The sequence below is a fragment of the Kitasatospora mediocidica KCTC 9733 genome (assembly GCF_000744225.1).
GTDB classification, from domain to species: domain Bacteria; phylum Actinomycetota; class Actinomycetes; order Streptomycetales; family Streptomycetaceae; genus Kitasatospora; species Kitasatospora mediocidica.
In genome coordinates this window covers 1944155-1959596 of the sequence record NZ_JQLN01000005.1, presented here as the reverse complement: position 1 = coordinate 1959596, position 15442 = coordinate 1944155, and the positions used below count along the sequence as shown (strand labels likewise).

The 15442-nt window shown below is 70.6% G+C and carries 10 protein-coding genes; 6 read left to right on the top strand and 4 right to left on the bottom strand.

Annotated elements, in window-relative coordinates; all coding sequences use genetic code 11:
* Positions 1–661: 661 nt before the first annotated feature.
* Entirely contained in the window at positions 662–1480 is an 819-nt protein-coding gene (locus tag BS80_RS22620) for an HAD family hydrolase (RefSeq protein WP_035802465.1), read from the top strand.
* Between the two features lie 424 nt (positions 1481–1904).
* Here BS80_RS22620 and BS80_RS22615 read toward each other — a convergent pair whose 3' ends face one another.
* Positions 1905–2828, bottom strand: coding sequence for a Fic family protein (locus tag BS80_RS22615; protein WP_035800070.1), 924 nt, complete (start codon positions 2826–2828; stop codon positions 1905–1907).
* 198 nt (positions 2829–3026) lie between these two features.
* Here BS80_RS22615 and BS80_RS22610 point away from each other — a divergent pair, with 198 nt between their 5' ends.
* Both BS80_RS22610 and BS80_RS22605 read left to right on the top strand, forming a co-directional pair.
* Positions 3027–4031: an ATP-binding protein gene (locus BS80_RS22610; RefSeq protein ID WP_035800068.1), complete on the top strand. Its 1005-nt coding sequence runs from the start codon at positions 3027–3029 to the stop codon at positions 4029–4031.
* Positions 4032–4531: 500 nt separating this feature from the next.
* Positions 4532–6850, top strand: coding sequence for a SulP family inorganic anion transporter (locus tag BS80_RS22605; RefSeq protein ID WP_035800067.1), 2319 nt, complete (start codon positions 4532–4534; stop codon positions 6848–6850).
* 227 nt (positions 6851–7077) lie between these two features.
* Here BS80_RS22605 and BS80_RS22600 read toward each other — a convergent pair whose 3' ends face one another.
* Together BS80_RS22600 and BS80_RS22595 are read right to left on the bottom strand one after the other, a co-directional pair.
* Positions 7078–8016, bottom strand: a complete 939-nt coding sequence (locus BS80_RS22600) for a chitinase (protein WP_051966922.1) — start codon at positions 8014–8016, stop codon at positions 7078–7080.
* A gap of 283 nt (positions 8017–8299) precedes the next feature.
* Positions 8300–8761 carry a hypothetical protein gene (locus BS80_RS22595; RefSeq protein WP_157536484.1) on the bottom strand — a complete coding sequence of 154 codons (462 nt, stop codon included), beginning with the start codon at positions 8759–8761 and terminating at the stop codon, positions 8300–8302.
* Positions 8762–9382: 621 nt separating this feature from the next.
* Between BS80_RS22595 and acs the strand changes: the two genes are divergently transcribed.
* Positions 9383–11338: an acetate--CoA ligase gene (gene acs / locus BS80_RS22590; RefSeq protein WP_035800061.1), complete on the top strand. Its 1956-nt coding sequence runs from the start codon at positions 9383–9385 to the stop codon at positions 11336–11338.
* A gap of 143 nt (positions 11339–11481) precedes the next feature.
* Here acs and BS80_RS22585 read toward each other — a convergent pair whose 3' ends face one another.
* Positions 11482–12804, bottom strand: a complete 1323-nt coding sequence (locus BS80_RS22585; RefSeq protein ID WP_051966921.1) for a serine hydrolase domain-containing protein — start codon at positions 12802–12804, stop codon at positions 11482–11484.
* Positions 12805–13433: 629 nt separating this feature from the next.
* Here BS80_RS22585 and nhaA point away from each other — a divergent pair.
* Positions 13434–14822 (top strand): Na+/H+ antiporter NhaA, encoded by a 1389-nt coding sequence (gene nhaA, locus BS80_RS22580; RefSeq protein ID WP_083975067.1) that lies wholly within the window; start codon positions 13434–13436, stop codon positions 14820–14822.
* A 95-nt stretch (positions 14823–14917) separates the two neighbouring features.
* A complete protein-coding gene (locus BS80_RS22575) occupies positions 14918–15388 on the top strand; it encodes a phage holin family protein (RefSeq protein ID WP_051966920.1) in 471 nt (156 codons plus the stop codon).
* The last annotated feature ends 54 nt before the right edge of the window (positions 15389–15442 follow it).

The following is a 15442-nucleotide window of genomic DNA, read 5'->3' as shown; positions in this document are numbered from 1 at the left end:
CACAGTGCCGCGATGCCTGGAGCCCGTCAGCCCCCCTTGAAAAACCTGTGGATAACCGCGGCGATGTGGACAACCAACGTCACCCGTAGGCACCCGTTTCACCCCTCCGGCGACGCCCCGGGCAGCGATGTGACAACCGTCCGGGCATGTCGGCGACGATGCGCAGTCAGCTACTCAGCGTAGTCATCGAAGGGGGCAGTCAGGCCCGACACCTTCGTGCGAAATGTCGCCCCTCGAATCCCGGCTCATCGCCAGTCTGCCCTGAAGACCCTTGCAAAATGGGCCCGGACATGCGACGACCCCCGCCGGGGGGGAGAGCGGGGGTCGTCTATCCACGGTCCGACTCGGGGGGGAGGAGCCGGACCGGGTTAGCACGGTCGCGAACGATCCGTGACTTCCATGGTGTACCCGAGCGGCCAGAAACACAAACCCAGACACCCCCTAGTCCACCGAATGGCGGCCCCTCCGAGGCTGCCATCTATCCTCGGTTCCTGTGGACACCAGCGAGAACGCCGACATCGCCGACGATGGCGACAGCTCCGGACCGGACGCCGCACAGCAGGGCGCAGCGACCCTCGACAGGAGCACCCCGCACCCTCCCGAGCAAAGCACCACCACAGCCGCCGGCAGCTACCCCGAACCGGCCGAGCGACCGACCGGCGTGCGCCCGTTCGCCGCGCCGGCCCGGACGGCGGCCTTCTTCGACCTCGACAAGACGATCATCGCGAAGTCGAGCGCCCTCGCCTTCAGCCGCCCCTTCTACCAGGGCGGTCTGATCAACCGTCGGGCCGTGCTCAAGAGCGCCTACGCCCAGTTCGTCTTCCTGGTCGGCGGCGCGGACCACGACCAGATGGAGAAGATGCGGCAGTATCTCTCCACCCTGACCCGTGGTTGGAACGTCCAGCAGGTCCGCGAGATCGTCGCCGAGACCCTGCACGGCCTGATCGATCCGCTGATCTACGAGGAGGCCGCCTCGCTGATCGAGCAGCACCACGCCGCAGGGCGCGACGTGGTGATCGTCAGCAGCTCCGGGTCGGAGGTCGTCGAGCCCATCGGCGCGATGCTCGGCGCCGATCGGGTGATCGCCACGCGACTGCAGATCGAGGACGGTCGCTACACCGGTGAGATCGAGTACTACGCCTACGCCGAGAACAAGGCGGCCGCGATCCGCGAGCTGGCCCTGCGCGAGGGCTACGACCTCGCCGAGTGCTACGCGTACAGCGACTCCATCACCGACCTGCCGCTGCTGGAAGCCGTCGGCAGGCCGTCGGCGGTCAACCCCGACCGGAGCCTGCGCAAGGAGGCGGTGGCCCGCGAGTGGCCCGTCCTGGTCTTCGACCGGCCGATCGAACTGCACCGCAGGCTTCCCGAGTTCAGGGCGCCGAGTCGAACGGTGGTCGCGGCGGTCGCAATCGGGACGGCGGTCATGACAGCCGGCCTGGTCTGGCAGCTGGCCAAGCGTCGGCAGCCGGTCGCCTGAGGACAACCTCGACCACGAATCGGACAAAAGGTAAAGAATTCGCCCTTCGAGTTCCTTTTCACCCTAATCCGAGATACAAAGGACTCACGGCCCGCGAGACCCGGAAGGACCCGAAGAGGTCAGACCGACACCGCAGTTCAGGCCCACGGACCGCGTACAGCTTCCGAGCACCCACGTGCAGCCGACCCGCGATTCGGGCCGCCGCACCAGGCGAACGGGCAGGATCCCCGCCTGATGGGCACTTCCGGTGCACGCATGGTCACCCGGACGCTGTACCAGCGGCGACACCAGCAGTCAGGGTGTCGCCGCAACTCTGTTCCCGGACGCCCGTGGTACGACGCTCGCCATACGAACGCCCCCACTCCCGGGGCTCTCCAGCCGGGCGGCTCGAACGCCAAGTCCGCCCGGCCGACGGCCCGATGACTCAGACCATGCCGCGCTGCATGGCCTCGCAGACCGCGGTGCTCTCCCGGACCCCGAGCCTCAGCGCCAGTCCGCAGTGGGCGATCCAACGGGCCAGGCCCTCCGGAGTGCCGGTCAGATAACCAGCCAGCGCCTGGCGGTACGCGGCCGTTCCGAGCTCGACGAGCCCGACCTCGGCCGGGCAGATCGCCTTCGGGTCCAGACCCTCGGCGATCAGCACGATCCGCTGCGCGGCCCGGGCGACCAGACCGTTGTGCGTCGCGAAGGGGCGAAGCGCGAGCAGTTCGCCGTGCACCACCGCGGCGACCACCAGCGCCGGGGCGCCACCGAGCGCGGACGAGGTCCGCGCCGCCAGCAGCTGCGCGAGCTGGTCGAGCCGGGCCGCCGCCTCATCGGAGGACGGGGGCGCCGGCAGGGTCGCGGTCGACGCGCCGGACGTCGGCACCGCGTTGAGCGACTCCGGCGCGGACGGGGCCGCGGCCACTCCCTCGACTGCCTGCAGTTCCAACGGGAAGAGGTCCTCGACGGGCTCGTCGGCCTGGCGCGGACGCCCCGCCGAAGCGCTCCCGTCACCGGCCGCCAGCAGGTGCAGCCGCGCCAGCACCTGGAGCGGGGACGTCCGCCAGACGCTCAACAGCTGTCCGGCCTCGGCCGAAATCCGCAGCGCGCCACCGACCGACCGGTCCTCCCGGCCCGCACTGAAGTCGCTGCGCCGGCGTACCTCCTCCAACGGCCAGTCCGCGCCGTCCAGGGCGGCCGACGCCCGCGCGCCGCGCAGGGCGGCCTCGGACGTGACCTCGGGGGCGCGACGGCGCATCACGCGGTGTCCGTACAGCCGATCGATGGCCTTGCGGACCTCGGCGACGGACTCGGGCACCCCGGGGAGCTCAGCCAGCGGGGCAAGCGGATCTGTTCCAGTGCTCACCTACCCGAGAGTAACGACTCTCCCGTCCCGCCCTGCACAGCGACCTCGCTGTCACTCATTCGAGCCAATCGTCATTTCCCCCGGGCGTGGCGCCCTAAACCACGGTTACCATGGCCGCTATCGGTGACGATAACGGTTACCAACAACTTGTGGTCGACGCCCAGGGGGGCGATCGGCGGAGCGAAAGCCGGGAATCAGATGAAGATCGCCTTCGTCGGCAAGGGCGGCAGCGGCAAGACCACGCTGTCGGCACTGTTCATCCGCCACCTCGCCGCCGAAGGCCGCCCGGTCATCGCGGTGGACGCCGACATCAATCAACACCTCGGCCCCGCACTCGGACTGACCGATGATCAGGCCGCCGCTCTCCCCTCACTCGGCGCCCGACTGCCCGAGATCAAGGAATACCTGCGCGGCAGCAACCCCCTGATCGAGTCCCCCGAGGCGATGATCAAGACCACGCCACCCGGCCGGGGTTCACGCCTGCTGCGCATCGTCGAGGAGAACCCGGTCTACGCCTCCTGCGCGCGGCCGGTCGCCCTGGACGAGGGATCCGTGCGGCTCCTGGTCACCGGCACGTTCACCGAGGAGGACCTCGGAGTTGCCTGCTACCACTCCAAGGTCGGCGCCGTCGAGCTACTGCTCAACCATCTGATCGACGGTCAGGACGAATACGTGGTGACCGACATGACCGCCGGGTCCGACTCCTTCGCCTCCGGCCTCTTCACCCGCTTCGACCTCACCTTCCTGGTCGCCGAACCGACCCGGAAGGGCATCTCGGTCTACCGCCAGTACAAGGAGTACGCCCGGGACTTCGGCGTCGCGCTGCGCGTCATCGGCAACAAGGTGCAGAGCCCCGAGGACCTGGCGTTCCTGCGTGCCGAGGTCGGCGACGACCTGCTGACCACCTTCGGCCAGTCGGAGTGGGTTCGCCGCCTCGAACAGGGTGCCGAACCGCCGCTGAGTTCCCTGGAGCCCGCCAACCGCGCGGTGCTGGCGGAGCTCAAGAGCCAGGCCGACGCCGCGTACGCCACCCGGGACGCCCAGCGGTACACCAGCCAGGCCGTCCACTTCCACCTGCGCAACGCCGAGAGTTGGGGCAACGCGAAGGTCGGCGTGGATTTGGCCAGGCAGGTGGACCCGGAGTTCGTCCTCGGCGAGGAGAACGGCGCGCAGGCCTGCGCCGCCGCCGAGGCCCACGCCTGAGCGCCCCCTCACGGCTGACCGCACTGCCCGGCCGCCGGCGTAGCACCCCCGTCCGGGTGCGACGCCGGCCGTTCGGCATGCGCCCGGCGTCGACCGCCCTCGGCGCGCGTCCGTGCCACGCGCGAGTCGCCCCCTTGTGCCGCGTCAGGCAGCCTTCACCCCCGTCGCGACGCCCGGCACGCACTCTCGCCGCACCGGCCGAAGGCTGGGGGAGCCGCTCCTTGACGGGCAAAAGTTGCCTGACGCGGCACTAGCAATCACCCGGTGGGGTGAATCTGGGCCCGATGGCTCCCGCACATACTTACGCTATGCGAAGCTTCCATTACCCACCGTTTACCAAGTCTTGATCAACCAGAGTTCCGATGGCTCACGGGCCGCCCCACCCGTCGGCACCGTGCCCGCGCCATCCCGCCCCACCGTCGCGACCCACGACAGCCGATCCGATCCCTGGTACCGCACCGGACTTGACTGCGTTCGTTCCTCCGGAAAGACGGGACGCCATGACCCACGACAGCACTCTCCGCCCCGCCGACACCACACCTGACAGCCACTCCCCGCCCACTCGGCCCGACTCCCAGATCGGCCTGCGCGCCAAGCTGCCCACGGCCCAGGACCTGCCGGCCTCCCTGGTCGTCTTCCTGATCGCCGTTCCCTTCTCGCTCGGAATCGCGCTGGCGACCGGAGCACCGTTGACCGCCGGGCTGGTGGCCGCAGCGGTCGGCGGCATCACCGCCGGTCTGCTGGGCGGCACGCCGCTCCAGGTCAGCGGGCCCTCCGCAGCGTTGACCGTGATCACCGCCGGGCTCATCACCCAGTACGGCTGGCGTGCCACCTGCGCCATCACGGTGGCCGCCGGCCTGCTCCAACTGCTGCTCGGGGCGGTACGCGTGGCGCGCTCCGCGCTCGCGGTCTCGCCCGCCGTGGTGCACGGCATGCTGGCCGGGGTGGGGATCACCATCGCGGTCGCGCAGCTCCACGTGGTGCTCGGCGGCTCCCCACAGAGCTCCGCGCTCGCCAATCTGATCGCGCTGCCCGCCCAGCTCAGCGGTCCTCACCCGCCCGCACTGGCCGTCGGCCTGCTGGCGATCGCGACCCTGTACGGGTGGCCGCGGCTGCACCAACTGCCCGGCGCGGCCGGACGGATCGGCTCCTGGCTGAACCGCGTGCCCGCGGCGCTGGCCGCAGTCGCCGGCGGCACCGCCCTGGCCATCGCCGGCAACTTCCAGCTGGCCCGGGTCGAGCTGCCCAGCTGGCGCGATCACGACTTCGCCGCCCTGCCGCACGGCTCACTGCTCGGCATCCTCGGCGCCATCCTCACCGTCACCGCGGTGGCCAGCGTGGAGTCCCTGCTCTGCGCGGTCGCGGTGGACCGGCTCAGCGGCGGCGCCGGGGACCTCGACCGAGAACTGCGCGGGCAGGGCATCGCCAACATGCTCACCGGCGTGCTCGGCGGTCTGCCGGTGGCCGGGGGCGCCGTCCGCAGCTCGGCCAACGTCCGGGCCGGCGCCCGCACCCGGTGGTCGGCCGTCCTGCACGGGGTCTGGGTCCTGCTCGCCGCGCTCGCGCTGACCGGGGGCCTGCGCCGGATCCCGCTGGCCGCACTGGCGGCGCTGGTGATGGTGGTGGGCATCCAGATGGTGAGCTTCGCGCACATCCGCAAGGTGCACCGGCACCGGGAGTTCCCGGTCTATCTGGTCACCGTGCTGGGCGTCGTGCTGCTCGACGTCCCGCTCGGCGTCGCACTCGGCGGCGCGACCGCGATACTGCTCGCTCTCTACCGCCTCACCCGGGCGCACGTGGACGTCGTCGCCAGGCCGGACGGCTCGTACGAGGTGGAGATGCACGGTCCGCTGACCTTTGTCACGGTGCCGCGGCTGACCAGGACGCTCGGCGCGATCCCGGTCGGATCACGCGTCACGATCTGCCATGACGGCTCCTTCCTCGACCACGCCGCGTACGAGGCGCTGCACGCCTGGCGAGGCGGGCACATCGCCCGCGGCGGCCAGGTGGCGATGCTGACCAAGCGACAGGAGGACGAGGCCCTCGACCCCGACGGCACGGTGCGCTCCGGCAGTTCACCCGGTCCGCACCGCTGCCGTGCCTGGACTCCGTGGATGGGCCATCACTGCATCGACCAGCAGGAGGACCCGCACGGGCGACTGCTCGACGGAGTGCGCGGCTTCCAGACGCACACCGCACCGCTGGTCCGTCCGGAACTCGCGCGGCTTGCCCGGGAGGGTCAGACACCGTCGCAGCTCTTCCTCACCTGTGCCGACTCGCGCATGGTTACCAGCATGATCACCAGCAGCGGCCCGGGCGACCTCTTCACAGTCCGCAATGTCGGCAACCTGGTCCCCGCACCCTACGAGCCCGGCGCCGCCGACGACTCCGTGGCAGCCGCGGTGCAGTACGCCGTCGAGGTCCTGGAGGTGCGCAGCATCACCGTGTGCGGGCACTCCGGCTGCGGAGCAATGAAGGCCCTGCTCAACGGCGTTCACGAGCAGCCCGGCAAGCCCACCCCGCTGGCCCGGTGGCTGCGCAACGGACGTGGCGCGCTGGCCAGGCTCGCCCGGGTTCCCGCGGAGTTCGAGGACCGCCCGGTCGCGGACGAGGTCGAGCAGCTCTGCATCACCAACGTGGTCCAGCAGCTCGACCAGTTGCTGGCCAATCCGGCGGTGGAGCGCGGCGTCCTGGCCGGCACGCTGCGCCTGGTCGGGATGTACTTCGACTTCGCCACGGCGCAGGCCTACGTCCTGGACCCGGCCACCGGGCGCTTCGCCGCCGTCGCGGGAGCGCGCGAGATCGCCAGCGCGGCCTGAGGTCGAGACGGGTGGGTGCCGTGCCGTGCGGTGCCGGCCGTGCGGGGTTCGTGCCGTGTCCTGTCGTCAGGAGTCCCGTGGTCCGGACTTCTGACGACACGGAACGCCCCTGCCAGGCCGGAGGCATCGGCCTGGCAGGGGCGGCACAGTCGGGGCGGCGCGTTGAGGTGCCGCCCGTTCAGGGTCCGCGCGTTCAGGGGTGGCGCGGAGTCGGCCGACCGCAGCTGTCAGCTGGTGATCTTGTTGAAGATCTTCGAGTAGGCGTACCCGGCGGCCTTGTCGTAGCCGTCGACCTCCCAGAAGGACAGCTCCTGCACGCCCTTCGAGGCCGCGAAGCTCTCCAGGGTGCCGGCGTTGGACTGGGTGAAGTTCTCGTTGTCGTCATTGCGACCGGCGATCGGGGTCAGCCCGATCTTGGCCCAGACCTGGGCCGAACTCCCGCCGTAGATAGCGGCGAGCTGCCCGTGGGTGGCGTTGGCCGCGGACTCGGCGTCCTTCAGGGCGTTCTGCCCGTCGCCGAAGTCCATGGTCATGATGTTCACCAGGTTCACCGCGACGCCCTTGCTCTTGGCGTCCTTGAGCAGGTTGAGAGCGTTCGACTCCAGACCGGTCGGGTCGACCGGCACCGTGAAGTCGACCTGGACCGAGGGGTTGGACTTCTGCAGCGCCGCGAGCGCCTGGTCCCGGCGGGCGTTGGACGCGGTGTCGTCCAGCACGCTGCCCTCGATGTCGAAGTCGAGCCTGGTCACACCGTAGGTCTTGACCACGTTGGCGTACGCGGCGGTCAGGCTGGAGACCGAGGTGCAGGTTTGGGCGAGCTCGCCGCCGGCCTCTCCGCCGAAGGAGATGATGACGTTGCCGCCGGCCGACCTGAAGGCGTTGACCTGGGAGGTGAAGGCGCCGAGCGAGTCGTTGCCGTCCTCCCACATCGGGGTGCAGCCGGACTTCGGCGTCAGAAAGGCGAGCGTGTAGTACTGCAGGCCGCTGGCCTTGCGGTCGGCGGCCAGGTCGCCGGTGTCCGACCCGCCGATCTGCAGGTAGGGCGCGGCGTAGTGCGCGGGGAACGCGGTCGCTGCCTGGGCGGGGGCGGCGGTGACTGCGGTCAAGCCGAGCGGGAGGGCGGTCGCGGCGAGGGCGAGGGCTCCGAATCGAAGTTGCTTGTTCATGACAACCTTTCAGATCCATGGACGGCCGGGGACTGGTGCCATGGGGGCCGGGACGAACAGGACCGCGCCGCGCATGCCGTGACGTGCGGGTCGCGGCATGCGCGGCAGTCGATGCCGACATGGGCGCGGCGCGACATGCAGTTAGTAAAGTTTCCTAACCACAAGTGGATGGTGGCGTCCCACTCCCTCCGCGTCAAGAGCTCGCGCAAAACGCCGACCGCCGCGTCATGCGGCAGCCGGCGTCTGCGACATCCGGTCAATCCGTCGGATCCGGGCGATCCCGCTACCCCAGCAGGTTGTCGAGGTCGGCCGGGGTCACATAGCCGGGCCACCGACCGTCGCGGAACAGATGGACTCCGGCGTCCTGATAGCACTGGTCGACCAGTTGGGAGCAGATCTGGTGCCGAGTGTCGCCCACATAGTCCTTGAGGGAACCGCTGCCCGGAAGCCGGAAGCGGTGCGCTGCCAGCGCCGCGTAGTCGAGGAAGCTGTAGGGGACGCCGAGGTAGCCGCGTGCCGCCGCGACGATCGCCGCGCGCTGATCGCTGGTCAGCTGGATGTGGCCGCTCGACCAACGCACCTGACGCCCGTCGTAGGCCGAGACCGGCGTCAGCCGGGCACCGCCCGGCTCGGCCTCCACCAACTCGTCGTCACCGACCAGAACGAAGGCGTGCTCGACGTCGGCGAAGCCGTCCCCGTTGAGCCACTGCCCGACATGGATGAGGGCACCCGCGGTGCCGTGCATGCGGACGACCGCGAAGTCGCCCGGTCTCGGAAGGGGTGCAGGACTGGCAGGCGTTCCCGACATGGCTGGCCTTCCCCGAAGCACCGCACCGGCGCCGCGCGTTCGCTCCCCCTGGGCGACCGCGCGGCCGGACAGCGGCAGCACGTCGCGCGGTTGGGGCACCGCGATGCGAGTACGGCGAACTGACAAAATGACAGACAGACTGACGAGCAGAAACCGTGTGTAGTGGGCCCGCGCCGGCTTCAGCGGACTGGTTACTCCAGGGGACTACCGCACTCACTGAGCGTCAAGACTCGGTGCGGCGACGATCGGGAGACGATCCGGGCGTCACCCCCGACAGACCCACCCGGATCCGTTCGGCGAGGCTCCCCGAACCGTAAGAACCGGCCCCGAGTGTCGTACCTCTGCTCGAAAATCGCCGCCCTGTACGAAAATCCGACCTTCCCTCGAGAAGAGGTCTACACCAATTTTCCGGGTGGCCCTTGTCAACCGACCCTTCGCCTGGTGAGCTGTCCGCTGGGACACACGGGACAATCCCACCAGAGGGAAAAAACCCGCAGCACTGGCGCTTCTCTCCCCGGGGGGGAAAGCACCACGAAGAGACTCGATGAGGAGTTCGCGTTGAGCAACGAGAGCCTGGCCAACCTGCTCAAGGAGGAACGGCGCTTCGCTCCGCCCGCGGAGCTCGCCGCCACCGCCAACGTCACGGCAGCCGCCTACACGCAGGCATCCGAGGACCGCCTCGGCTTCTGGGCCGAGCAGGCCCGCCGGCTGGACTGGGCCGTCGAACCCACCCAGACCCTGGACTGGTCGAACCCGCCCTTCGCGAAGTGGTTCGCCGACGGCAAGCTCAACGTGGCCTACAACTGCGTCGACCGCCACGTCGAAGCCGGCAACGGCGACCGCGTCGCCATCCACTTCGAGGGCGAGCCCGGCGACAGCCGCTCCATCACCTACGCCCAGCTCAAGGACGAGGTCTCCCGAGCCGCCAACGCCCTCACCGAGCTCGGCGTCGCCAAGGGCGACCGGGTCGCGATCTACCTCCCCATGATCGCCGAAGCCGTCATCGCCATGCTCGCCTGCGCCCGCATCGGCGCGGCCCACTCCGTCGTCTTCGGCGGGTTCTCCGCCGACGCCGTGGCCTCCCGGATCCAGGACGCCGACGCCAAGCTGGTGATCACCGCCGACGGCGGCTACCGCCGCGGCAAGCCCTCCGCCCTCAAGCCCGCCATCGACGAGGCACTCGCCAAGTGCCCGCAGGTCGAGCACGTCCTGGTGGTGCGCCGCACCGGCCAGGACGTGACGTGGACCGAGGGCCGTGACGTGTGGTGGCACGAGATCACCGAGCGCCAGTCCGTCGAGCACACGCCCGAGGCGCACGACGCCGAGCACCCGCTCTTCATCCTCTACACCTCCGGCACGACGGGTAAGCCCAAGGGCATCCTGCACACCTCCGGCGGCTACCTCACCCAGGCCTCCTACACCCACCACGCCGTCTTCGACCTCAAGCCGGAGACCGACGTCTACTGGTGCACCGCCGACATCGGCTGGGTGACCGGGCACTCGTACATCGTCTACGGCCCGCTGGCCAACGGCGCCACCCAGGTCATCTACGAGGGCACCCCCGACACCCCCCACCAGGGCCGCTTCTGGGAGATCATCCAGAAGTACAAGGTGAGCATCCTCTACACCGCGCCCACCGCGATCCGCACGTTCATGAAGTGGGGCGACGACATCCCCGCGAAGTTCGACCTCAGCTCGCTGCGGGTCCTGGGATCGGTCGGCGAGCCGATCAACCCCGAGGCGTGGATCTGGTACCGCGAGCACATCGGCGCCGGCAAGACCCCGATCGTCGACACCTGGTGGCAGACCGAGACCGGCGCCATGATGATCAGCCCGCTGCCCGGCGTCACCCACACCAAGCCCGGCTCCGCCCAGCGCGCGCTGCCCGGCATCGCCGCCACCGTCGTCGACGACGAGGCCAACGAGGTCCCCAACGGCTCCGGCGGCTACCTCGTCCTCACCGAGCCGTGGCCCTCCATGCTGCGCACCATCTGGGGCGACGACCAGCGCTACATCGACACCTACTGGTCCCGCTTCCCCGGCCGCTACTTCGCCGGCGACGGCGCCAAGAAGGACGACGACGGCGACATCTGGCTGCTCGGCCGGGTGGACGACGTCATGCTCGTCTCCGGCCACAACATCTCCACCACCGAGGTCGAGTCCGCCCTCGTCTCCCACCCCAAGGTCGCCGAGTCCGCCGTCGTCGGTGCCACCGACGCCACCACCGGACAGGCCATCGTCGCCTTCGTCATCCTGCGCGGCACCGCCACCGACGACGCCGGCCTGGTCGACGAGCTGCGCAACCACGTCGCCAAGACGCTGGGCCCGATCGCCAAGCCCAAGCGGATCCTGGTCGTCAACGAGCTCCCCAAGACCCGGTCCGGCAAGATCATGCGTCGCCTGCTGCGCGACGTCGCCGAGAACCGCGAGATCGGCGACGTCACCACCCTCGCCGACAGCTCCGTCATGAACCTCATCCAGTCCCAGCTGCCCACCGCGGGCAGCGAGGACTGATCCCTCCAGGATCGCGACGGAACACGTCGGAACATGACGGCGGCCGCCCCCGCAGCGCAAGCGGGGGCGGCCGCCGTCGTATCCGGCTGACATCCGCGGCCTCGGCCCGTCCCGCGCCGGTCACGGGGCGGGCCGCCGCCGCGTCAGTGCGGCTCCTGGTCGGACGCCAGTCCGCGCAGGGTGTCGTACGCCGTCTGCAGGAACCGCCTGCGCCGGGTGGGCGGGGAGCTGATCAGCGCGACCAGGCCTGTCCTGGCGACGGGGTCGAATCCCGCGAAGGCGGCGAAGCCACGGGTGCTGCCCTCGTGGAAGACCACCTGCTCCAGCATGCGGTCACCCGTCGCCGGCCTCCCGCCCTCGGCGTCCGCGGCACCGGCCGCGGGTTCGCCGTCGACGGGGACGCCCGAGCGCTGCTTCCAGCTGAGGCAGACCCGCGTCCCGGTCAGCCGCCGGGCCACCCGCGGACGCCGTACGTCCCCGAGCGCGGTCCGCAGTGCCGGGCCGGCGACGAAGGGGTCCAGGTCGCCGCCGCGCGACTCACCGCGCCGCACGCCCGGCGCGGCGTCCAGCGCCAGATGTGCCTGGAGGTAGCGCAGCATGTCGTCCGCGCTGGAGCGCAGGGCCGCCGCGCCCGGCAGCGCGGGGATCCGGAAGGACGGCACCCGTCGTCCGCGACGGTAGCCGCCGCCGAACTCCTGGCCGGGGCCACAGGACGTGTCGACCAGTCCGAGCGGATCGCAGACCCGGTCGGCCAGCAGATCCTGGTACCGGGTGCCCGCCGCGTTCTCCAGCAGCAGCCCGAGCAGCCCGCAGCCGAGACTGGAGTAGCGGACCTGGACGCCGGGGGTGCCGCGCACCGGCGTCCGGGCCAGGGATCGCAGCAGGTGGGCGACGTTGAAGGTGGCGCAGGGCCGGGTGAACCACTGCGGCATCGCGTTGGGCAGCAGGCCGACCGGCAGCCGCGGAAGACCCGAGGTGTGGGTGGCGAGGTGCAGCAGGGTGATCGGCCGTTCCCTCGGGTAGCCGGGGACCGCGCCGGCGGGCAGATACTTGTCGATCGGATCGTCGTACCGGACCTCGCCCCTGGCCACCATCTCGGCCAGCAGCAGTGCGGTGAAGGTCTTGGTGACGGATCCGAGTTCGAAGCGGGTGTCCGCCCTGACGGGACGCTCGGTGGCCGGGTCGGTGAAGCCACGACAGGCCACCGTCCGCTCCGCGCCCTGGATCACGGCGACGGCGACACCGCTGTCCGGTGGGAGGCCCTGGAAGAGCGGGCGCAGGCGGCGTTCGAGGCGGAGCGGGTCCGGTGCGCTCTGACCGCTGGTGAGGGCGGTCCGCGAGCGGGCGACGACGGCGCCGGGGACGAAGAGGGCGGGGGCGGCAGCCGGGGCGGCGGGCACGGCGTCCGGATACGGGGGACGATCCAGGTACGCGGTGCGGCCGGTCAACGCGGGGCGGTCGGTCACGACGGCACGACTCGCGAGTGCGGCGGGAAGGACCGGAAGGGCGGGAGCGACAGGACGAGCGGGGCCGGCGGACGGTGCCGGTAACAGGGGCGGTGCGCCCTGCGCTCCGTCCCCACCTCCCGCTGCCGGGAAGGGCGCTGCGGACCGGTCGGCCGGTTCCGCCGCTGCGGGCCCGGCCGAATCGGCCGGTTCCTGAACGGGCATGGGGTTCCTCCACGTCACGTCGAGAGGCCGCCCTGAGCGGGCGGCGCACTGGCTCGACGATATGGTCGGCGCATCGGGGTCGCATGTGCTCAACGCCGTTAGGGGAAAGGGCAGTCAGACCCAGAAGTCGGATCGGTTCGGACCCGGCGTCACCGCGTCCGCAGTCAACCGTCGGCGCTGACAGCCCAGTTGACCGCCGTCCCGCTCGGGGCCCGGAGCCGTCCTCTCAGCAGGTGAGGTCCGCGCGGCAAACCAGGGCCAGTGGCCATAAAATGCGACAAACCGGATTTTCGGCTCCCGGCACCCCGTAGACTGTCAACGTCGCGACAAGATCCGCGACAGTCTCCGAGGCGCGCCGGGAAGTCTGGTCGGCACTGCACCACAGGTGTATCCACACGTCGTCCCGTGCCCAGGAGGCCTCCCGCGTGGTCAGCCCGCCGCCCACCGAACCGCCCACCCAGCGCCGCCAGTTCCTCGGCAGGCTCTCGCTGCCCGAACGCCGCTACCTGACGGATGCCCTGCGCACCGAGACCGTCGGAGGCATCCTGCTGCTGCTCGCCGCGGTCGTCGCACTCATCTGGGCCAACGTCTGGCCGGCTGCCTACGCGAGCGTCCTCGACTACACCGTGGGGCCCTCCACTCCGCTGCACCTGGACCTCTCGCTGGAGAACTGGGCCAAGGACGGCCTGCTCAGCGTCTTCTTCTTCGTCGCGGGCATCGAGCTGAAGCGCGAGTTCGTGGCCGGGGAACTGCGCTCTCCCAGTGCCGCCGCGCTGCCGGTGGTCGCCGCGGTCAGCGGGGTGGCACTCCCCGCGATCGTCTTCACCGCGGTCAACAGCGGCGGCGGAGGCCACCCGGGCGGCTGGGCGATCCCGACCGCCACCGACATCGCGTTCGCCCTGGGCGTGCTGGCCGTGGTCGGCACTCACTTGCCGTCCGCCCTGCGGGCCTTCCTGCTGACCCTCGCGGTCGTGGACGACCTGATCGCGATCCTGATCATCGCGGTCTTCTACAGCTCGGGGATCAAGTTCTGGGCGCTCGGTCTCTCGCTGGCGGGTCTGGTGCTCTTCTGGTTCCTGCACCGGCGCGGGGTGCACGGCTGGTACCTCTTCGTCCCGCTGGCGTTCGTCATCTGGGCACTGATGCACGAGAGCGGCGTGCACGCCACCGTGGCCGGTGTCGCCATGGGGCTGCTGCTGCGCTGTCACCGGGAGGAGGGCGAGGAGCACTCCCCCGGCGAGCACATCGAGCACCTGGTCCGGCCGCTCTCCGCCGGGGTGGCCGTGCCGCTCTTCGCGCTCTTCGCGGCCGGGGTGACGATCTCACCGTCGGCGGTCCGGGCCGTGTTCACCCAGGCCATGCCGCTGGGCATCGTGCTCGGGCTGCTGCTCGGGAAGACCTTCGGCATCTTCGGCGGGACCTGGCTGGCCGCGCGGTTCACCCGTGCGGAGCTCAATCCGCAGCTCAAGTGGGCCGACCTGTTCGCGGTCTCGACCCTGGCGGGTATCGGTTTCACGGTGTCCCTGCTGATCAGCGAGCTGGCGTTCCCGCACGACGAGGCGCTGGCCGACCGTGCGAAGGCCGCCGTCCTGATCGGGTCGCTGCTCTGCGCACTGGTGGCGACGGCGCTGCTGAAGCTGCGCAACCGGCACTACCGTCAGCTCTGCGAGGAGGAGGACCGCGACAGCGACGGCGACGGGATCCCCGACGTCTACCAGCAGGACGTCCTCGGCCTGCCGCAACGGGCGCAGGACGCACGGACGGACGCGCGGACGGACCGGTGGCAGGAGGGGCCGGCAGGTGCCGCCGGGTGACACGTCGTCGGTTGCGGGCGGGCCGAAGTGGTGCCCGACTGGCCGGTAGGGGCATGATCTGAGCTGTCCGAAATCTCAGCAGAGGAGAAGACCAGATGTCCGCAGGAACCGCAGGCCCGACCGGAAGCTCCCGCCTGCCCTACGAAGGCGAGCGGTCGGTCGGGCAGCTGTTCGCCGCGGCCACCGCCGATCTCTCGGCCCTGGTGCACGACGAGATCGCCCTGGCGAAGGCCGAGATCCGACAGGACGTCAAGCGCGGCATCTTCGGAAGCGTCAAGGGCATCGTGGCCGGCGTCTTCCTGCTGGCCTCGCTGCCGATGTTCAGCTTCGCGCTGGTCTACGTGCTGCAGCGGCTCGGCTGGCTGCCGTTCTGGGGCGCGTTCCTCACCGTGGCGGGCGCCTATGTGGTGATCGGCCTGCTCCTCGCGTACCTGGCGGTCCGGACGCTCAAGAAGATCGAGCCGCCGCGTCGCACCATCGAGGGCGCGCAGGCGACGGCCGACGTCCTGAAGAACGCCAGGCCGCGGCCGGCCACCGCGGCCGAGCTCGCCGCGCTGGAGCGCTGACCGACCGTCTGCGGCACCTGCGGGCGCAGTGATCCTGCCCACAGGAGCCGCATT

What these genes read in the sequence shown, in the direction of transcription:
- BS80_RS22595 (WP_157536484.1), bottom strand. Translation starts at nt 8,761, where the DNA reads ATGCACGGCACCGCGGGTGCCCTCATCCATGTCGGGCAGTGGCTCAAC.
- BS80_RS22610 (WP_035800068.1), top strand. Translation starts at nt 3,027, where the DNA reads ATGAAGATCGCCTTCGTCGGCAAGGGCGGCAGCGGCAAGACCACGCTG.
- BS80_RS22605 (WP_035800067.1), top strand. Translation starts at nt 4,532, where the DNA reads ATGACCCACGACAGCACTCTCCGCCCCGCCGACACCACACCTGACAGC.
- BS80_RS22575 (WP_051966920.1), top strand. Translation starts at nt 14,918, where the DNA reads ATGTCCGCAGGAACCGCAGGCCCGACCGGAAGCTCCCGCCTGCCCTAC.
- BS80_RS22600 (WP_051966922.1), bottom strand. Translation starts at nt 8,016, where the DNA reads ATGAACAAGCAACTTCGATTCGGAGCCCTCGCCCTCGCCGCGACCGCC.